Here is a 15,764-nt window from a genome sequence, read left to right as displayed (position 1 = left end):
TGAGAATCTTAATCTTGGTTTAAATCCTGAGGGCGATTGGATATAATCCCCGTTACTCCTTTTTTGATAAGGCCCTCGGCTTTTTCTTTATCGTCAACAGTCCAACACCAAGATTCTTTATCTTTCTTTTTCGTAAAGCATTTATAAGAAGGCTTTAAAATATCCGGCCTACAAAATAGAAGACCCCTGCCCTTTTTTAAAAAAAAGAGATTATCGGGATGATTATCATAGATTAAGGCCGTAGGAATATCCGAACATATCTTTGAAAAATATCTTATAGCAAAGGGATTAAAAGAAGAAACCAAAAACCTGTGAGGATTTCCCGGCAGAACTTTTAAAATATCCTTTAAAACCTGATAAGTTTTTTCTACAACTCCCTTATATTTTAAGTTATCTATTTTTATTTCTATATCGACATAGATATCGGAGCCTAGAAGTTTTAGGACATCATAAAGTAAAGGAAGTTTTTCGCCTTCATATTCTTTTGAAAACCAAATACCGAAGTCATATTTTTGTAATTCTTCCCAAGATAAATCTTCAACCTTTAGATCAGGAGCCTCGATAATTTTTCCGTTTTCATAAATTCTTCCTGTGCGCTTAATTGAGGAATCATGAATAACCGCAAGTTCTCCGGTTTTGGTTAAATGTACATCCAGCTCCACGCCTGGAATCCCCAGCTCTACAGCCTTTTTAAATGACGCAATCGTATTTTCAGGAGCTAAACTTGAAACTCCTCGATGACCAAAAAGAAGAGGTCTTTTTGCATTAGGTAAAATTTCTTTATGCATATTCCTTTTCCTCATAAATTAAATAATCTTTATTTTTACTATAGCTATTATAGCAAATATAGTTTATACTGTTAAGGTATTAAATAAATATTGGAGAAGCTATGAAACAAAAAGAAGGATTTAGAAAATACCTTCCGATAACTTTTTTAATCGGAGCAGGTTTTTTTACAATGGGGCTCATGGATCCATTGTATGACAGTTATGTAACGATTTTTTTAAGCCGTTATATTCCTTTTAAATGGCTTGTCGGAATATTGATGTCTATCGATAATGTTCTGGCAATATTATTAATCCCCATAGTTTCGGCATGGTCGGATAGAACCCGTACGAAAATAGGAAGACGAATGCCGTGGATTATAACTCTGCTTCCATTGTCGGCAATTACTTTTAGCTTTATTCCATATGCAGCAAAAAATTCTTTGGCGGCATTGATAATTATTCTTGCCCTGCTGAATTTATTTAAGCAATCGGTGCGAGGCCCCGTCATAGCTTTAATGCCGGACATTGTTCCTGCCGAGTTCCGCTCTCAAGGGAACGGAGTTATCAACACTATGGGAAACATTGCAGCAATAGTGGGAACCTTATTTTTAGCCCGTCTAATGGATGTGGATACTGTCCTTCCCATTATAGGGCATACAAAGGATGTTCTTTCATTTCCGGCAGCGGGTCTTTTGGTTATCCTTGCAACCCTAATGCTATTTTTCTTTGTAAAAGAAAAAAATGCGCCCCTACACGATTCTTCTGAAAATGAAGAAGAAAAAAAAGTGCCGTTTATACAGGCAATGAAAACCGTATTGGCAGGCAGAAAAATCGAAGACGAGGAAAAACCCGATAAGAGTGCTCTATTTGTTCTTGTTTCGCTTTTCTTATGGTTCCTAGGCTATCAGGGAATGCTGCCATACATCGCCGAGTACAGTATAAAACATTTCGGTGTATCGACAGGACAGGGAGCCTTTGCCGCAGGAATGGTAGGAATAGCCTCAGCCCTATCAGCCATTCCAATGGGTTATGCTGCAAGCAAGTGGGGACGAAAAAGAATGATAAGAATCGCATTGGTAGTTGTTGCGAGTTTGTGTTTGGCCCAATTTTTCTTAATCGAAATTGCAGGTATCTTAGGCCTTGCAGAAGGACAAATAAAATACCTGTTTTGGGGCTTAATGTTTGTATTCGGTATTTTTTGGATCTGTATAATAGCCAACTCCTTCCCCATGCTTTGGCAGATGGCAGGCTTCTCGCACATAGGACTTTACACAGGCTTATACTATACATTTTCTCAAGGAGCTGCAATACTGGCCCCCTTCCTTGCAGGTCTTATAATCGACTTTGCAGGGCACAGAGCAGTCTTTGTATACTGTGCATGTTTTTTCCTCCTCGCATGGCTTATGATGGGAAAGGTTACCCGCGGAGAAAAGTACGATAAGGTAGAATAATTTTTTTTAAACTTTATAGGGCAGGTTTAGTTTTGTTATACTTCAATCCGAAAGTCTGTATAACCTCGAGCCCTTACCTCTTCTGAATTTAGGCTTTCAACACGGGCATAAGGATGCTCGTGCTTGAGAGCATAAACGAATTCTCCCAAAGTATCGGTATCGGCTTCGGCAATAATTTCAACAGAGTAATCGGCAAGGTTTCGAACCCGTCCCTTTACATTGAGGCTCTTTGCAAGAGAACGGGTCCAATACCTGAAGCCCACACCTTGAACCCTTCCTTTGACTATAACATGAAGAGCTCTCAAAGTTTCCTTATCCATTGATACTCCGGAAACCTAGGGCTTCGGCAGTATCTTGAACCTTAATCCCCAGACTCGCCGCAAAAGCCATTGCATTCCTGCAGCCCAAAATAGTATGCTTGGGGAAATGAGCATCAGAATTACATATAATCCTTGCCCCCATATCTGAAGCAAGTTCCCAAAATTGCCTAACCGGATAAATAAACTCATCGCGTCCGGCACGTACAATTTTTCTTTTAAAAGTACCGTAGCCGTTTATTTCTATAGGCACATCAAGATCAATTGCCGCCTGAATTAAGGCCCTTGAACAGGCCAGATGGTCTGAATCTATATTTGAAACATCAGCTAAAAAAAGATCGGGATGGGCTAAAAAATTATAAAGACCTGATGACATTCCTTCAATCGTAAAATCAATGTAACCGAAAAGCTCCTTTTTTGTAAGGGTCGGCGCATATTCCAAGCGGCCGTCTACATCATACCAGTGAGAACCTAAAACCAAAAAATCGGACTTCAGTTCCTCCCTCAAAAAATCCTTGTACCAGCTCTTATAGCGGGGATGCCATTCGCACTCAAAACCGAAATATACGGGAAAAGGCGCATCAATGGCAGCTTCTTCTACCATGCTCTTATAGAGATTTACCTCATATTCCCCCATACGGCAATAATCCCACGAAGAATCGGGATAGGGACAATGGTCTGAAAAACCTAAGGCTGAACAGCCGGCCTTAATCGCTTCTTTTACATAATCGATCGGCTTCCCTTCAGCATGTTTACACAAATAAGTATGGGTGTGAAAATTGCTTATCAAATTATTCGTTTTCATCGGCCTTAATTTTATTTATTATGGAAGCCTTTGTCAATCGGCGAAACTATATACAAAAATATGGAATTTTGTGAAAAAATGCTTGAAAAAAAATGAATCCCATGCTACAGTTAAGCTTTAAAGATAAGATTAATGAATGATAATAAAAAAATCAGCCAAAAGCTCTGGGCGCAAAACAAGTATTTGGTTTTAAGCAAGTCTCAAAAAATTTATAAGGATATAAGAGCTCTTTTAAAAAAAGAAGACATAGCCCCTGATGAAGTGCAGCTCCTAATTGATCAAGCCATTAAACTTGAAGAAAACCCAAAAGAAGTAATCAATTCCCTTCAGCACATATGGGGCTATTTTAAAAATTGCGCAGAAAAAAACGCAAAAGAAAAATTTTTAAATATGATTGAACTATATAAATACGGAAAAATAAATAAAAAAGAAATTTTAATCTATCTTTTAACCTTGCTAAAAAAATATCCTAATAAATATTTAGAAGATTCAAATATTTTTAAGGAAGAGGAAAATTAACATGAGACTATGGCATCAAAACCTGATAAACAGATTACCCGCACAACAGCTATTGGGGCAGCACAGAGAATGCTGTGCATTGCGAGGAAACGGCTGGGGCAAAAAGCATTCTGTTGTGGACTATGTATTTTTATACTCACCCTACAAACTTTTTCAATATCACGAACTGGTAATGGAAGAGATGAACAAAAGAGGGTATAAGGTTTCGGAAGAATGGTTAGATAAAAACTATCGAGGCAAAAAATGTCCTCCATACGCCGACCTAAAGAAAATCAAAAAGACAAGTCCTATTTACAAGGAGCATGATGAAAAATATATGCAGGAATGTATTACTAATCTCCGTGAAAAAAATATAGAGATATAAAAAACGCCCGCATCCAAGGCGGGCGTTGTGCAAAAAAGGCTTAAAAATTTATTCGGCTGATGCTTCAGCGGGTTTTTCTGCAGGGGCTTCTGCAGCCTTTTTATTCTTAATGTTTGCTCTGCATATTTTGCAGATCTTTGTTTTTGCACCGTTAATCTCTTGTTCGTACAAAACTTTGATTCCGGTTTTGTTACATACGGGGCATACCCCACGTCCGCGGTTTTGCTCTGCGCGGATTCCCTTACCTCTATGAGCCTTTGACACGGTTGTACCTCCGATTTGATGAACTATCTACTACCTGATCGGTATTTTTTTTGTGTTCTGATTCACCCTTTGACGATTTAAAACCTGCTTCTTTCTTGGAAGTCTTTTTGTCATCGGATTTTTTTGAATCATCTTTTTTCTTTGTATCCTTTTCCTTTTTTTCAAAGTCATAGTCTACAAGTTCCAAGATAGCAACATCAGCTGCATCGCCTTCACGGAAGCCGATTTTTAAGATACGGGTGTAACCGCCGTTTCTGTCTTTCATTCTAGGACCGATATCGCTGAATAGTTTTTTTACAATATCATCATCCCAGATATACTTTGCAGCATGACGCCTGTTGTTGAATGTATCAACCTTTGAGCGTGTAATCAATTTTTCCGCAGTTCGGCGTACTTCCATCGCTTTTTGTTTTGTTGTCGTAATCCGCTCGTACTTAAATAGCGATGTAACCATATTTCGGTGCAAAGCACGGCGATGTGCAGTTGTACGCGAAAGCGGATTAAAGCCGTTCTTATGCTTCATCTGTTTCTTCCTTCTGTCTTGATACTTTTATCGTATTTTTTAGATGACTGTAATCAGTCATACCCAAGCGCAAATTGTATTCCGCCAATTTAGCATGAATTTCATTTAAAGTCATTCTGCCGACATTGCGCATACTTTCGATCTCATCTTCCGACTTCTGAGCCAGTTCGCCGAGAGTTTTAATACCGGCCGAGTCCAAGCAATTTTTAGCCCGAACGGAAAAATCTAGAGTATTAATCGAAGTTGCTAAAAGCTGTTTAATTACCGCTTCTTCATTATCATCTTCATCTTCACCGAGATAATCATTTTCGTTAAAATTAATAAAGATGGAAAAATGATCTTTTGCAATTTTTGCAGCTTCGCCCAAAACATCTTCAGGTCTGACCGTACTGTCAGTCCAAATTTCAAGAATGAGCTTATCGTAATCGTTTCTTTGTCCTACTCTGCAAGGTTCAATAGCATAGCTTACCTTTAAAACAGGACCGTAGATTGCGTCCATCGGAATAGTTCCGACAATTTCAATGTATTTTTCATTAACTTCTGCCGGTACATAACCTCGGCCGAAATCTACTTGAACATCAAACGAAACATTAGCACCCTTCATAAGTTCCATAACATAAAAAGGTTCGCCTAAAATTTCAAGCTGTCCTTCAACGGCAAAATCTTTGCTGGTTATCGACGCAGGCCCCTTAAATTCAAAATGAAAGTCACCTTGTTCCGACTCATCCGATAAACGGAGGCGGATCTGCTTTAGTTTATTTAAAATTTCCAGCGTATCTTCGGAGACGTTCGGAATATTTTCAAACTCACTTGAAATTGTGTGGGGTACGCCATCGGCATCATGCGAGGTTATAAGCACTGCCGATATGGCATAACCTTGAATTGAGGACAATAAAATTCTCCTCAAACAATTTCCGATTGTTGTTCCAAAACCGGTCTCAAAAGGGGATGCCGTAAACTTACCATAGCTTTCGGTTGATTCTTGCTGAGCAAATTCCAAGCCTTTCGGCTTCTTAAATCCTTTTAAAAGATTTTTACGGGCCATTCACGTCTCCTTATATTCGGCGCGTCTTCTTGGGACGGCAGCCGTTGTGCGGAATGGGAGTTACATCGCTGATTGAGCGAACCTTTAATCCCATTGTTCCAAGCGTTCTGATAGCCGATTCACGGCCGACTCCGGGACCTTTTACAAAAACATGAACCTCATGCAAGCCGTAGGGCTGGCACTTTTGTACAGCTGTTTCTGCAACGGTCTGAGCCGCAAAGGGTGTCGATTTTTTGGCACCGGCAAAGCCTAAGCCGCCTGAAGATGCCCATGAAAGAACATTTCCCTTTAAGTCGGTTATCGTAATAATTGTGTTATTAAAGGTTGCTTGAATATAAACATTGCCTTCATATATGCTTTTCTTTTCTTTTCTTTTCTTTACAGTAGCCATGTTTTAATTACCTCCAACCACGATTATTTCTTCTTACCGGCAACGGTCTTCTTCTTACCCTTGCGTGTTCTGGCATTTGTCCTAGTTCTCTGTCCGCGTACCGGGAGACCCTTTCTGTGTCTTTGACCGCGGTAGCATCCGATATCCTGAAGACGTTTGATATTTAAAGCCACTTCGGTTCGAAGGCGGCCTTCTACCTTGTACTCTCTGTCAATCACTTCACGGATTGCAGCTAACTCGGCTTCATCCAAATCATTCATTTTTTTCATCGGATCAACCTTTGTAGCTTCACAAATTTTGTTTGCCGATGAAGTCGAAATTCCATAAATGTATGTTAATGAAACATTAACATGTTTGTTAGGGAGGTCAACTCCCGCAATACGAGCCATTATCCAGTGTCCTCCGTTAACCTTGTCTCTGTTTATGCTTAGGATTTGTACAGATTATCCGTACTATTCCGTTGCGCTTAATAACCTTACATTTATCACAAATAGGTTTTACACTTGTTCTAACCTTCATATTCACTCCTTCAAAGAATGTATTCTATATCATTCTTAAAAAAAATTCTATAGGTTCCTTGATCTAATCTTGCCTTTTTTAAGCAAGCCGTCATGATGGTGCATTTTAAGCAAAGCTTCAACTTGGCTCATTGTATCCAAGTCAACACCAACCAAAATAAGCAATGAAGTTCCTCCCATCAACATAGAAATATTTCTGGGGAAACTAAATGCCCATTGAATTACAGTAGGAAGTACTGCAATCGCAGCCAAATAAAGCGAACCGGGCAATATCAATCTGTTTAAAATCTTCTGCAAATATTCTTCGGTTTTGTCGGTTCTAATTCCCGGAATCGAGCCGCCGTTTTCCCTTATTTGTTTTGCTATTTCCGTGGGATTAAGTGCAACCTGTGTGTAAAAGTAAGCAAAGAAAATAATCAAAACAACATACAGAACGTTATACCCCCAGCCGTCCGAGCGCAAAAATCTTGCAACTGAAGCCAACCAAGAAACATTCGAGCCCCACATCTGCGAAAGCATGAGGGGAAAGGTTAAAAACGATGAAGCAAAAATGATGGGAATAACACCCGAGGGGTTAATCTTAAACGGAATATAGGTATTCTGTCCGCCATACATTTTTCGGCCGATAACGCGCTTTGCATAATGAACCGGTATTTTGCGCTGGCCCTGCTGTTCGTAAACAACCAAGGCTATAATTCCTACAAACATCGCAAAAGCAATAATTACAAAAACAAGGTTTAATTCGTTATTGCTTACAAGCTTGATCAATTCCCAAACGGCCTGAGGAAGACGGGCAACGATACCTGCAAAAATCAACATTGAAATACCGTTTCCGATACCTCTTGCAGTTATCTGTTCACCCATCCAAACGGTAATCATAGTACCTGTCGTTACCGTAACCATCGTAATAAACAAGTGCAAAACAGGACTTGAAATTACAACAGCACCGGGTATTGCTCTGGCCCATGTACCTACAGCGGAAGATTGAAGAAGGGCAACAAAGACGGTAACTATTCTTGTCCAAACCTGAATCTTTTTGCGTCCTCCGTCTTCTTCCGCTATTTTCTTAAGGCGCGGGAAAATAATCATGGCAAGCTGCATCAATATCTGAGTCGAAATATAGGGCATTACACCGAGCATAAATACCGAAAAGTTCGAAAACGCTCCTCCGACAAAGAAGTCCATATGATCTGCAAAAGCATTTCCCTGGCCTTGTCGGAAATATATTGTAAGAGCCCCAGGATCGATACCGGGGATGGTGAGTACCGAACCTAAGCGGAAAACTGCTAAAACTATGATCGTAAAGAAAATACGGCTTCGTAAATCCTTTATTTTGAACATATTTGCAAATACATTATTAGCCATTTTTTACCGCCTTTTATGCTTCAGACTGAACTATTGTTCCGCCTGCCTTTTCTATTTTTTCCTTAGCCGATGCCGAAATTCTATCGACATCAACCGTCAATTTTTTTGTTATATCTCCCGTTCCCAAAACTTTAACATAAAGAGAACCTTTTCGGAGAAGACCTTTTTGCATTAAGGACTCTTTGTTTACGGTTTCACCATCGCTGTACTTTGTTTCGAGCATGGCAAGGTTTACAACATAGAATTCCTTTTTAAAAGGATAGTTTGAAAATCCTTTTTTTGCAACACGACGGTACAAGGGCATCTGACCGCCTTCAAAGCCGGCATAAACCTTGCCGCCTGAACGGGCTTGCTGACCCTTATGTCCCTTTCCGGAAGTTTTTCCCCAACCGGAAGAAGAACCGCGTCCTACAATCTTCTTTTTATGAGTTGCTCCTGCAGGAACAGTTAAATTAAATTCGAACATTAGTTTAACTCCTTAACTTCAACCAAGTGAGCAACGCGTTTTACCATACCTAATACGGCAGGATTTGCATCATGCTCAACTGTGGAATTAAGCTTTTTTAATCCCAAAGAGCGGATAGTCGAACAAACCGGCTGCTTTTGACCGATTGTACTTTTTACTAATTTTACACTAATTCTCTTTGCCATTTACTTACCCCCATACATCCAAAAGGGTTTTTCCGCGGCTTTTAGCAATTTTTTTGCCGTCCATCAAAAGACTTGCGGCATCAAAGGTCGCCTTAACTACGTTTACTGCGGAGCTTGATCCCAATGATTTTGAAAGCAAGTCGGTTGCACCGGCAGCTTCCATAATAGCACGGATTGTACCGCCTGCGATAATTCCGGTACCGGAACAAGCAGGGCGCAAAAGAACTGACGAACCCTTAAACTTGCCTTGAACCTCATGAGGAATTGTACCGTTTTTAAGCGGAAAGGTTACCATGTTGGCTTTTGCCTTTTCGATACTCTTTCGAATAGCATCGCTTACGTCATTTGCCTTACCGAAACCGTATCCTACTCGTCCTTTTTGATCGCCGACAACAGTTAGAGCAGAAAAGGAGAACCTGCGTCCGCCCTTTACAACCTTAGCTGTTCGGTTCAATTTAACAAGCTTTTCAACATATTCTTTATCGGTATGCTGGTTATCCCGTTTTGATTCTTTTTGATGACTCATAACCTCTCCTAAAACTTAATTCCTGTTTTTCTTGCACCGTCGGCAACGGCCTTTACAACACCGTGGTAAAGATATCCGTTCCTGTCAAAAACAACAGTGTCAATATTTTTTTCCTTGAGGCGCTTGCCGATTTCTTCACCGACCTTTGCCCCAGATTCAACATTAACCTTAAGCGATCGAAGAGCTTCTTCCATTGTAGAAACGGCAGCCAATGTCTTGCCCTCTACATCGTCAATAACCTGAACCGAAATGCGCTTATTGCTTCGGAACACGGTCATGCGCGGACGTTCTGCAGTACCGAAAATAGACTTTCGAATGTGCATCTTTCGCTTAAATCTTTTTCTATCTTTATCATTACGTTTTTTGTCCATAATACTACCCTTACTTTACACCGGACTTACCGACTTTTCGTTTGATGATTTCGTCTTCGTAACGAATTCCCTTGCCCTTATAGGGTTCAGGGCCTCTCAACTTTCGTACCTGTGAAGCAAACTGTCCGACCGCTTCTTTTGAAGCTCCCGAAATAATAACTTTCAGCTGGTCAACCTTTACTTCGATTCCTTCGGGAATAATAACGGAAAAGTCGTTTGAATAACCCAAAGCCATTACAAGGAGTTTGCCTTGAACTTCAGCTCTGTAACCTACACCATTGATTACCAAGGTCTTTGTAAAGCCTGTGCTTACGCCGGTTACCATGTTGTTAAGAAGACTTCGGTATAAACCGTGATAAGCCCTTGTCTGAAGTTCATCATCTTTTCTTGTTACAAGAACATGATCGCCTTCAATCTTAAAATCAACAGCTTCAGTGTGATAATCTTGTGAAAGTTTTCCCTTGGGGCCTTCAACGGTAAAGATACCGTTTGCAACGTTCACTTTTACACCTGCAGGAATAGCAACAGGCATTTTTCCAACTCTTGACATATTGCTCCTCCTACCAAACCTTGCAAATAAGCTCGCCGCCTACTTGGCTTTCGCCGGCTGCTTTTCCGGTAATGATACCCTTTGAAGTCGATACAATAAGAGTACCGTAGCCGTTAAAAACTCTCGGTAAGCTCTTATAACCTAAATATACTCGGCGGCCGGGTGTGGAAACTCTTTCGATTCCGTGAATAACCGAAGATTCTTTATCATCGTATTTTAAGAATACGCGGATATTGCCGGCACCTTCCTGGGTCATTTTTTTAAAGTTTTTAATATACCCTTCCGATTTAAGAATACTGATAATTTCCCACTTCATTTTTGAAGAAGGAACATCAACCGATTCGTGACCGGCTGAAGCAGCATTTCTAATTTTAGTAAGCATATCTGCTATTGGATCTGAAACACTCATTATCGTTCCTCCTACCAACTTGACTTTGTAACGCCGGGGATTTGCCCTTCGCTTGCCAATTTTCTAAAACAAACACGGCACATTTTGAACTTTCGCAGATAACCTCTGGGGCGTCCGCAAACCTTGCATCTGTTATACTGCCGTGTCGGATACTTCGCTTTTCTGTTAGCTTGATTAATTTTTGCAACTGTAGCCATGAAATCCTCTCTTACTTCCTAAAGGGCATACCAAACTTTGCAAGAAGCGATCTTGCCTCTTGATCAGTCTCGGCAGAAGTTACTACGTTCACATTCAATCCTGAAATTCGTTCGATTTTATCGAAGTCGATTTCGGGGAAGATGATCTGCTCGGTAATACCCACTGAATAGTTTCCGCGACCGTCAAAACCGTTCGGGTTAACTCCGCGGAAATCCTTAACACGCGGCAAAGCAACATTGATAAAGCGGTCTAAGAATTCATACATTCTAGCACCGCGCAAAGTTACCATTGCCCCAATCTCATTTCCCTCACGAAGTTTAAAGTTTGCTATACTCTTTCTTGCCTTTGTTTTCACAGCTTTTTGACCGGTGATTGTTTCAAGGTCAGTTACTGCAGCATCAAGTAGTTTCCTATTCGTGAGAGCTACACCAACGCCCATGCTTACTACGACTTTTTTAAGCCGAGGAATTTGCATAACGGAACTGTAGTTAAATTCCTTTTTAAGCTCGGGCATGATTTGTTCTGTATAGACTTTCTTAAGCCGAGGTACGTAATTACTCATTATAACGCTTCTCCACACTTACGGCAAATTCTTGTTTTTTTGCCGTCCTTTATTTCGTATGCAATACGGGTTTTTCCGCATTTTTTGCATATAACCATAACATTGGATGCAGATATCGGAGCTTCAATTTCTACAATTCCGCCCTGATCCTGCTGGCTTCTTTTGCGCATGGCTTTCTTTATCATATTAAGTCCGCCGACGATAACCTTGTTATCTTCCTGCAAGACCTTTACGACTTCGCCCCGCTTGCCCCTTTCCTTGCCTGCAATAATTTCAACACTATCATTGCGGCGAATCTTCATCTTTCCTGCCATAAACTCTCCTTAAAGAACTTCCGGAGCAAGAGAAACTATCTTCATGAAATCATGATCACGAAGCTCTCTGGCTACAGGGCCGAAAATACGTTTTCCCTTAGGGTTTTTATTATCGTCAACAATTACGCAAGCGTTATCGTCAAAGCGAATATAAGTTCCGTCGGGACGGCGGTATTCTTTTGAAACACGCACAATAACGGCTTTTTCTACCGTACCCTTTTTAATAACCGATGTGGGCAAGGCTTCTTTTACTGCCACAACGATTATATCCCCAATACCTGCGTATCTACGTTTTGATCCGCCGATAACCTTAATACATTCGACGAGTTTAGCGCCTGAGTTATCGGCAACGTTTAATCTTGTTTCAACCTGTATCATTTACCTTAACTCCTTGCCTTACTTAGCCCGCTCAATAACTTCAGTAAGCATCCAAGCCTTATCCTTACTGATGGGCTTATGCTCTACAATTCTTACGGTATCGCCGATGTGAGCCGTATTCTCTTCATCGTGAGCCTTGTATTTTTTACTGCTCGATACGTATTTTTTGTAAAGCTTATGAAGCTTTTTGGTTCGGACTTCAACGACGATGGTTTTATTCATCTTGTCGCTTGTTACGATTCCGACAAACTCGCGCTTCCCGATTTTTTTTGTATTTTCTGTTGTTTCCACGGGTTAAGCTCCTAATTTGCACCTTCTCCGGCCAATTCTTTTTGGCGGATAAAGGTATTTAACATCGCTATTTCACGACGCATACTTCTCTTTTCAAGAGGGTTGTCCAAATGGCCTACCACAGCTTGAAATCTCAAATCCATGTATTTTTGCTTTAGATCATTGCGTTTTGAAACAAGTTCCTTATATGACATTTCTCTGTACTTTGACTTATTTTTCATTTTAAACGCTCCTTAGTCGGCCTGAATCTGCTCGGCAAACCTTGTCTTAAAGGGAAGTTTACTTCCTGCCAAGGTCATAGCTTGTTCGGCCAAATTCTTATCAACACCGGCTAATTCAAAAATAATAGTTCCGGGTTTTACAACCGCTACCCAGTATTCGGGGGCGCCTTTTCCGCCGCCCATTCGAACTTCAGCGGGTTTTTTTGAATAGGGTTTATCCGGAAAAACTCGAATCCACAATTTTCCGCCTCGCTTAATCTTACGATTTAAAGCAACACGGGCAGCTTCAATTTGTCTGTTTGTAAGCAAAAAAGGCTCAAGAGAAACTAAGGCGTAATCGCCGAAATCGATGTTGTTGCATCGTGTAGCTTCGCCCTTGATTCTACCGCGCTGAACCTTTCTATGTTTTACACGTTTGGGACTGAATGCCATAATTATTGCCTCCCTGCTTGAGCGGGCTTTTCAGTGCGGGGTCTTCTTTGCTTTTTGAGCAAGGCACCTGCATCTTCTTTTTGTTCTCCGCCAAACATCATTCCGCTGTAAAGCCATACCTTAACACCTATCTTTCCATAGGTTGTATCCGCTTCAGCAAAACCGTAGTCTATATCTGCCCGAAGTGTGTGAAGAGGAACGCGTCCTTCCTTCATTTCTTCGGTTCGCGACATTTCAGCACCGCCTAAGCGTCCTGAAATTCTAATCTTTATACCTTGAGCACCGGACCTCATCGTATTAAAACAAGCCTGTTTTAATACCTTTCGGAAAGAAGCTCTTCCGGCAAGCTGGCGTGCAACGTTTTGAGCAACTAAAGCAGCCCTCAATTCGGCTCTCTTTACTTCCTTAATCTTGATTTGCACTTTTTTGCCAAGCTTTTTCTGTATAATGGCTCCGATATTTTCGATATTGGCACCTTTTACACCGATTATAACGCCGGGACGAGCCGTGTGAATCATAATCGTAATCCTCTGGGGATGACGGATGATTTCAACTTCTGCAATGTCGGCATTTTTACATTCAGGAATTTCCTGAATCATAGCTCGAATCTTTAAATCCTCAAGCAACAAGTCGGCATAATTTCGGGGGCCTGCATACCAGCGAGACGACCAAGTTTTGTTTATACCAAGTCTTAATCCTGTAGGGTTTACTTTCTGTCCCATATCTACTCTCCTGCTCTCTCGTCAACGACAACTGTGATATGACACATTCGCTTTAAGAGAATGTCCGCACGGCCCTTGCCGCGACACCAAATTCTTTTTAGCCTGGGCCCTTCGTCAATCATAATTTCCTTAACAAAGAGCATATCTTCATCAAGCTGCTTATTTTTGTAAAGAGCATTTGAGGCAGCCGATTTCATGGTCTGAGAAATTAAGACGGCTCCCTTTTGAGGCATATTTTCCAAAATAGCCATTGCTTCCGGATAAGGCTTGTTCTTTACGACGTTTGCCACCGGTCTTACCTTGGTAGGTGATGCAATAAGAAATTTCGTTGTTGCTCGATATCCTGTTCTTTCAGTCATCTTCATTCACCTATTTTCCAACCTTCTTGTCAGAGTTTGCATGTTTGCGGAATGTGCGCGTAGGAGCAAACTCTCCAAGCTTATGTCCAACAAGATTCTCGGTTATATAAACCGGAATCCACGTCTTGCCGTTATGTACCGAAATAGTGTTACCGACCATTTCAGGTATAATTGTAGAACAGCGGGAATAAGTCTTAATCGGTTTCTTCTTACCCGATCTGTTCATCTCGTTTACATTCTTAAAAAGACTCTTTGCAATAAAAGGTCCTTTTTTAACTGATCTTGACACTTGTGCAGCCCCCTAATTCTTCTTCTTTCGTCTTGAGACAATGAAGCTATCCGAAGGATTGCGCTTCTTGCGGGTCTTATAACCCTTACAAGGCTGACCCCAAGGAGTAACGGGATGTCTTCCCTTTCCTCGTCCTTCACCACCGCCGAGGGGGTGATCAATCGGGTTCATAGCCATACCGCGAACGGTGGGTCTGATTCCAAGCCATCTTGATCGACCGGCTTTGCCAAGACTTGTATTCATGTGATCTTCATTGCCGACTTCGCCTATTGTTGCATAACATTTTTTGTTTACCAAGCGAGTTTCTCCGGAAGGCAATCTTATGGTAACATATTCGCCTTCTTTTGCAGCAACCAATGCGCCGGCACCTGCCGAACGCGCCATTTGTCCGCCTCTTCCGATCGTAAGCTCAATATTATGCACGGTAAAGCCGACGGGAATTGCTTCCAAAGGAAGAGCATTTGCAACATCCAATGTAGCCATTTCGCCGCTCATAATCTTTTGACCGATTTTTAAGCCCTTGGGAGCGATAATGTATCGTTTTTCTCCGTCAGCGTAAAAAATCAATGCAATATTTGCACTGCGGTTAGGATCATACTCGATTGTCCTTACAGTGCCCGGAATACCATATTTGTTTCGCTTAAAATCGATTTGTCGGTATTTCTGTTTATGTCCGCCGCCTTGGCCTCGAACTGAAATGCGTCCTCTTGAATCGCGTCCTGCTCTGTTCTTTTTGCCTGTAGTCAAAGACTTTTCAGGCTTTTGAGCTGTAATTTCATCTTTTCGCAAATCAATTCGTCCGCGCAATCCGGGCGTCATCGGCTTATATTCTTTTAGAGCCATTTTGCTATCCCCTTAGCATAAGCACATTAAGGCTTACGCACCTTCAAAAATCTTAATTGTCTCGCCCTTAGCAAGCTTTACGGTTGCCTTTTTCCAAGATGAAGTTTTACCTTCCTTGTAGCGGAGACGCTTAGTCTTTCCTCGAACATTAACAACAGTACAATCGGTAACTTTTACATTGAACAATCTTCGTACTGCTTCCTTTATCTGAATCTTGGTAGCCTTAGGCGCTACTTTGAAAACATATTTGCCCTGCTCGCGAAGTTCTGTGCTTTTTTCCGTAAGAACAGGCGCGATAAGTATATCATTGTATTCCATT

At 41.1% G+C, this 15,764-nt stretch carries 31 protein-coding genes; 3 read left to right on the top strand and 28 right to left on the bottom strand.

Going from position 1 to position 15,764, the window contains the following annotated elements; all coding sequences use genetic code 11:
* Positions 1-8 precede the first annotated feature (8 nt).
* Positions 9-788 (bottom strand): glycerophosphodiester phosphodiesterase, encoded by a 780-nt coding sequence (locus tag TDE_RS03870; protein WP_002682054.1) that lies wholly within the window; start codon positions 786-788, stop codon positions 9-11.
* A 101-nt stretch (positions 789-889) separates the two neighbouring features.
* On the opposite strand from TDE_RS03870, the gene TDE_RS03865 reads away from it, so the two are divergent.
* Positions 890-2,218 (top strand): MFS transporter, encoded by a 1,329-nt coding sequence (locus TDE_RS03865; RefSeq protein WP_002682053.1) that lies wholly within the window; start codon positions 890-892, stop codon positions 2,216-2,218.
* Positions 2,219-2,253: 35 nt separating this feature from the next.
* On the opposite strand, the gene TDE_RS03860 is transcribed toward TDE_RS03865, so the two are convergent.
* Positions 2,254-2,538, bottom strand: coding sequence for an acylphosphatase (locus TDE_RS03860; protein WP_002672192.1), 285 nt, complete (start codon positions 2,536-2,538; stop codon positions 2,254-2,256).
* Entirely contained in the window at positions 2,531-3,340 is an 810-nt protein-coding gene (locus TDE_RS03855; RefSeq protein WP_002682046.1) for a PHP domain-containing protein, read from the bottom strand. Before TDE_RS03855 ends, TDE_RS03860 begins: the two co-directional genes overlap by 8 nt.
* A gap of 132 nt (positions 3,341-3,472) precedes the next feature.
* Between TDE_RS03855 and TDE_RS03850 the strand changes: the two genes are divergently transcribed.
* Both TDE_RS03850 and TDE_RS03845 read left to right on the top strand, forming a co-directional pair.
* Complete coding sequence (locus TDE_RS03850; RefSeq protein ID WP_002682044.1) at positions 3,473-3,859, top strand: YbgA family protein; 387 nt, start codon at positions 3,473-3,475, stop codon at positions 3,857-3,859.
* A 1-nt stretch (position 3,860) separates the two neighbouring features.
* Entirely contained in the window at positions 3,861-4,223 is a 363-nt protein-coding gene (locus TDE_RS03845) for a TIGR02328 family protein (RefSeq protein WP_002672197.1), read from the top strand.
* 48 nt (positions 4,224-4,271) lie between these two features.
* On the opposite strand, the gene TDE_RS03840 is transcribed toward TDE_RS03845, so the two are convergent.
* From TDE_RS03840 to TDE_RS03720, 25 genes are read right to left on the bottom strand one after another with little or no spacing between them, the layout of a single operon-like run.
* Positions 4,272-4,487 (bottom strand): hypothetical protein, encoded by a 216-nt coding sequence (locus TDE_RS03840; RefSeq protein ID WP_002672198.1) that lies wholly within the window; start codon positions 4,485-4,487, stop codon positions 4,272-4,274.
* Complete coding sequence (gene rplQ, locus TDE_RS03835) at positions 4,471-5,010, bottom strand: 50S ribosomal protein L17 (protein WP_002682042.1); 540 nt, start codon at positions 5,008-5,010, stop codon at positions 4,471-4,473. The genes TDE_RS03840 and rplQ overlap by 17 nt, the downstream gene beginning before the upstream one ends.
* On the bottom strand, positions 5,000-6,055 hold the full coding sequence (locus TDE_RS03830) for a DNA-directed RNA polymerase subunit alpha (RefSeq protein WP_002682041.1): 1,056 nt from the start codon (positions 6,053-6,055) through the stop codon (positions 5,000-5,002). The genes rplQ and TDE_RS03830 overlap by 11 nt, the downstream gene beginning before the upstream one ends.
* 10 nt (positions 6,056-6,065) lie before the next feature.
* A complete protein-coding gene (gene rpsK, locus TDE_RS03825) occupies positions 6,066-6,446 on the bottom strand; it encodes a 30S ribosomal protein S11 (RefSeq protein ID WP_002670039.1) in 381 nt (126 codons plus the stop codon).
* A gap of 23 nt (positions 6,447-6,469) precedes the next feature.
* Positions 6,470-6,835, bottom strand: a complete 366-nt coding sequence (rpsM, locus tag TDE_RS03820; RefSeq protein WP_002670034.1) for a 30S ribosomal protein S13 — start codon at positions 6,833-6,835, stop codon at positions 6,470-6,472.
* A gap of 16 nt (positions 6,836-6,851) precedes the next feature.
* Positions 6,852-6,965, bottom strand: a complete 114-nt coding sequence (gene rpmJ, locus TDE_RS03815; protein WP_002672206.1) for a 50S ribosomal protein L36 — start codon at positions 6,963-6,965, stop codon at positions 6,852-6,854.
* Positions 6,966-7,012: 47 nt separating this feature from the next.
* Positions 7,013-8,329, bottom strand: coding sequence for a preprotein translocase subunit SecY (gene secY, locus TDE_RS03810; RefSeq protein WP_002670031.1), 1,317 nt, complete (start codon positions 8,327-8,329; stop codon positions 7,013-7,015).
* Between the two features lie 13 nt (positions 8,330-8,342).
* Positions 8,343-8,795: a 50S ribosomal protein L15 gene (gene rplO, locus TDE_RS03805; RefSeq protein WP_002682039.1), complete on the bottom strand. Its 453-nt coding sequence runs from the start codon at positions 8,793-8,795 to the stop codon at positions 8,343-8,345.
* Complete coding sequence (gene rpmD / locus TDE_RS03800) at positions 8,795-8,980, bottom strand: 50S ribosomal protein L30 (RefSeq protein ID WP_002670028.1); 186 nt, start codon at positions 8,978-8,980, stop codon at positions 8,795-8,797. The genes rplO and rpmD overlap by 1 nt, the downstream gene beginning before the upstream one ends.
* Before the next feature lie 4 nt (positions 8,981-8,984).
* Positions 8,985-9,506: a 30S ribosomal protein S5 gene (gene rpsE / locus TDE_RS03795; RefSeq protein WP_002670027.1), complete on the bottom strand. Its 522-nt coding sequence runs from the start codon at positions 9,504-9,506 to the stop codon at positions 8,985-8,987.
* 8 nt (positions 9,507-9,514) lie between these two features.
* Entirely contained in the window at positions 9,515-9,877 is a 363-nt protein-coding gene (rplR, locus tag TDE_RS03790) for a 50S ribosomal protein L18 (RefSeq protein WP_002670026.1), read from the bottom strand.
* A 10-nt stretch (positions 9,878-9,887) separates the two neighbouring features.
* A complete protein-coding gene (gene rplF / locus TDE_RS03785; RefSeq protein WP_002670023.1) occupies positions 9,888-10,427 on the bottom strand; it encodes a 50S ribosomal protein L6 in 540 nt (179 codons plus the stop codon).
* A gap of 10 nt (positions 10,428-10,437) precedes the next feature.
* A complete protein-coding gene (gene rpsH, locus TDE_RS03780) occupies positions 10,438-10,836 on the bottom strand; it encodes a 30S ribosomal protein S8 (protein WP_002670022.1) in 399 nt (132 codons plus the stop codon).
* Positions 10,837-10,847: 11 nt separating this feature from the next.
* On the bottom strand, positions 10,848-11,033 hold the full coding sequence (locus TDE_RS03775) for a type Z 30S ribosomal protein S14 (RefSeq protein WP_002670020.1): 186 nt from the start codon (positions 11,031-11,033) through the stop codon (positions 10,848-10,850).
* Between the two features lie 11 nt (positions 11,034-11,044).
* Positions 11,045-11,596 (bottom strand): 50S ribosomal protein L5, encoded by a 552-nt coding sequence (gene rplE / locus TDE_RS03770; protein WP_002670018.1) that lies wholly within the window; start codon positions 11,594-11,596, stop codon positions 11,045-11,047.
* Complete coding sequence (gene rplX, locus TDE_RS03765) at positions 11,596-11,910, bottom strand: 50S ribosomal protein L24 (protein ID WP_002670017.1); 315 nt, start codon at positions 11,908-11,910, stop codon at positions 11,596-11,598. Before rplX ends, rplE begins: the two co-directional genes overlap by 1 nt.
* A 9-nt stretch (positions 11,911-11,919) precedes the next feature.
* Positions 11,920-12,288: a 50S ribosomal protein L14 gene (gene rplN, locus TDE_RS03760; RefSeq protein WP_002670011.1), complete on the bottom strand. Its 369-nt coding sequence runs from the start codon at positions 12,286-12,288 to the stop codon at positions 11,920-11,922.
* 18 nt (positions 12,289-12,306) lie between these two features.
* Positions 12,307-12,579 (bottom strand): 30S ribosomal protein S17, encoded by a 273-nt coding sequence (gene rpsQ, locus TDE_RS03755; RefSeq protein ID WP_002670009.1) that lies wholly within the window; start codon positions 12,577-12,579, stop codon positions 12,307-12,309.
* A gap of 11 nt (positions 12,580-12,590) precedes the next feature.
* Positions 12,591-12,800 (bottom strand): 50S ribosomal protein L29, encoded by a 210-nt coding sequence (rpmC, locus tag TDE_RS03750; protein ID WP_002670007.1) that lies wholly within the window; start codon positions 12,798-12,800, stop codon positions 12,591-12,593.
* A 12-nt stretch (positions 12,801-12,812) separates the two neighbouring features.
* The gene (gene rplP, locus TDE_RS03745) at positions 12,813-13,232 is read right to left on the bottom strand and encodes a 50S ribosomal protein L16 (protein ID WP_002670003.1); all 420 of its coding nucleotides are present in this window, start codon (positions 13,230-13,232) and stop codon (positions 12,813-12,815) included.
* A 2-nt stretch (positions 13,233-13,234) separates the two neighbouring features.
* Positions 13,235-13,954, bottom strand: a complete 720-nt coding sequence (gene rpsC / locus TDE_RS03740) for a 30S ribosomal protein S3 (protein WP_002670002.1) — start codon at positions 13,952-13,954, stop codon at positions 13,235-13,237.
* Between the two features lie 2 nt (positions 13,955-13,956).
* A complete protein-coding gene (gene rplV, locus TDE_RS03735) occupies positions 13,957-14,319 on the bottom strand; it encodes a 50S ribosomal protein L22 (protein WP_002670000.1) in 363 nt (120 codons plus the stop codon).
* A 4-nt stretch (positions 14,320-14,323) separates the two neighbouring features.
* Positions 14,324-14,602, bottom strand: coding sequence for a 30S ribosomal protein S19 (gene rpsS / locus TDE_RS03730; RefSeq protein ID WP_002669999.1), 279 nt, complete (start codon positions 14,600-14,602; stop codon positions 14,324-14,326).
* A gap of 12 nt (positions 14,603-14,614) precedes the next feature.
* The gene (gene rplB, locus TDE_RS03725) at positions 14,615-15,445 is read right to left on the bottom strand and encodes a 50S ribosomal protein L2 (protein ID WP_002669998.1); all 831 of its coding nucleotides are present in this window, start codon (positions 15,443-15,445) and stop codon (positions 14,615-14,617) included.
* Positions 15,446-15,478: 33 nt separating this feature from the next.
* Positions 15,479-15,763 carry a 50S ribosomal protein L23 gene (locus TDE_RS03720; RefSeq protein WP_002672216.1) on the bottom strand — a complete coding sequence of 95 codons (285 nt, stop codon included), beginning with the start codon at positions 15,761-15,763 and terminating at the stop codon, positions 15,479-15,481.
* Position 15,764: the final 1 nt, after the last annotated feature.

It is taken from the genome of Treponema denticola ATCC 35405, assembly GCF_000008185.1.
Taxonomy (GTDB): domain Bacteria; phylum Spirochaetota; class Spirochaetia; order Treponematales; family Treponemataceae; genus Treponema_B; species Treponema_B denticola.
The sequence above is the reverse complement of the archived record's forward strand: the minus strand, read 5'-3'. Positions and strand labels throughout refer to the sequence as shown.

What these genes read in the sequence shown, in the direction of transcription:
- TDE_RS03860 (WP_002672192.1), bottom strand. Translation starts at nt 2,538, where the DNA reads ATGGATAAGGAAACTTTGAGAGCTCTTCATGTTATAGTCAAAGGAAGG.
- rplP (WP_002670003.1), bottom strand. Translation starts at nt 13,232, where the DNA reads ATGGCATTCAGTCCCAAACGTGTAAAACATAGAAAGGTTCAGCGCGGT.
- TDE_RS03865 (WP_002682053.1), top strand. Translation starts at nt 890, where the DNA reads ATGAAACAAAAAGAAGGATTTAGAAAATACCTTCCGATAACTTTTTTA.
- TDE_RS03870 (WP_002682054.1), bottom strand. Translation starts at nt 788, where the DNA reads ATGCATAAAGAAATTTTACCTAATGCAAAAAGACCTCTTCTTTTTGGT.
- rpsH (WP_002670022.1), bottom strand. Translation starts at nt 10,836, where the DNA reads ATGAGTGTTTCAGATCCAATAGCAGATATGCTTACTAAAATTAGAAAT.
- rplB (WP_002669998.1), bottom strand. Translation starts at nt 15,445, where the DNA reads ATGGCTCTAAAAGAATATAAGCCGATGACGCCCGGATTGCGCGGACGA.
- rpsK (WP_002670039.1), bottom strand. Translation starts at nt 6,446, where the DNA reads ATGGCTACTGTAAAGAAAAGAAAAGAAAAGAAAAGCATATATGAAGGC.
- TDE_RS03855 (WP_002682046.1), bottom strand. Translation starts at nt 3,340, where the DNA reads ATGAAAACGAATAATTTGATAAGCAATTTTCACACCCATACTTATTTG.
- rpmD (WP_002670028.1), bottom strand. Translation starts at nt 8,980, where the DNA reads ATGGCAAAGAGAATTAGTGTAAAATTAGTAAAAAGTACAATCGGTCAA.
- rpmC (WP_002670007.1), bottom strand. Translation starts at nt 12,800, where the DNA reads ATGAAAAATAAGTCAAAGTACAGAGAAATGTCATATAAGGAACTTGTT.
- rpsM (WP_002670034.1), bottom strand. Translation starts at nt 6,835, where the DNA reads ATGGCTCGTATTGCGGGAGTTGACCTCCCTAACAAACATGTTAATGTT.
- rpmJ (WP_002672206.1), bottom strand. Translation starts at nt 6,965, where the DNA reads ATGAAGGTTAGAACAAGTGTAAAACCTATTTGTGATAAATGTAAGGTT.
- TDE_RS03775 (WP_002670020.1), bottom strand. Translation starts at nt 11,033, where the DNA reads ATGGCTACAGTTGCAAAAATTAATCAAGCTAACAGAAAAGCGAAGTAT.
- rplE (WP_002670018.1), bottom strand. Translation starts at nt 11,596, where the DNA reads ATGAGTAATTACGTACCTCGGCTTAAGAAAGTCTATACAGAACAAATC.
- TDE_RS03830 (WP_002682041.1), bottom strand. Translation starts at nt 6,055, where the DNA reads ATGGCCCGTAAAAATCTTTTAAAAGGATTTAAGAAGCCGAAAGGCTTG.
- rplV (WP_002670000.1), bottom strand. Translation starts at nt 14,319, where the DNA reads ATGAAGATGACTGAAAGAACAGGATATCGAGCAACAACGAAATTTCTT.
- rplF (WP_002670023.1), bottom strand. Translation starts at nt 10,427, where the DNA reads ATGTCAAGAGTTGGAAAAATGCCTGTTGCTATTCCTGCAGGTGTAAAA.
- TDE_RS03845 (WP_002672197.1), top strand. Translation starts at nt 3,861, where the DNA reads ATGAGACTATGGCATCAAAACCTGATAAACAGATTACCCGCACAACAG.
- rplR (WP_002670026.1), bottom strand. Translation starts at nt 9,877, where the DNA reads ATGGACAAAAAACGTAATGATAAAGATAGAAAAAGATTTAAGCGAAAG.
- rplQ (WP_002682042.1), bottom strand. Translation starts at nt 5,010, where the DNA reads ATGAAGCATAAGAACGGCTTTAATCCGCTTTCGCGTACAACTGCACAT.
- rpsE (WP_002670027.1), bottom strand. Translation starts at nt 9,506, where the DNA reads ATGAGTCATCAAAAAGAATCAAAACGGGATAACCAGCATACCGATAAA.
- TDE_RS03850 (WP_002682044.1), top strand. Translation starts at nt 3,473, where the DNA reads ATGAATGATAATAAAAAAATCAGCCAAAAGCTCTGGGCGCAAAACAAG.
- TDE_RS03720 (WP_002672216.1), bottom strand. Translation starts at nt 15,763, where the DNA reads ATGGAATACAATGATATACTTATCGCGCCTGTTCTTACGGAAAAAAGC.
- rplO (WP_002682039.1), bottom strand. Translation starts at nt 8,795, where the DNA reads ATGTTCGAATTTAATTTAACTGTTCCTGCAGGAGCAACTCATAAAAAG.
- rplN (WP_002670011.1), bottom strand. Translation starts at nt 12,288, where the DNA reads ATGATACAGGTTGAAACAAGATTAAACGTTGCCGATAACTCAGGCGCT.
- secY (WP_002670031.1), bottom strand. Translation starts at nt 8,329, where the DNA reads ATGGCTAATAATGTATTTGCAAATATGTTCAAAATAAAGGATTTACGA.
- rplX (WP_002670017.1), bottom strand. Translation starts at nt 11,910, where the DNA reads ATGGCAGGAAAGATGAAGATTCGCCGCAATGATAGTGTTGAAATTATT.
- rpsC (WP_002670002.1), bottom strand. Translation starts at nt 13,954, where the DNA reads ATGGGACAGAAAGTAAACCCTACAGGATTAAGACTTGGTATAAACAAA.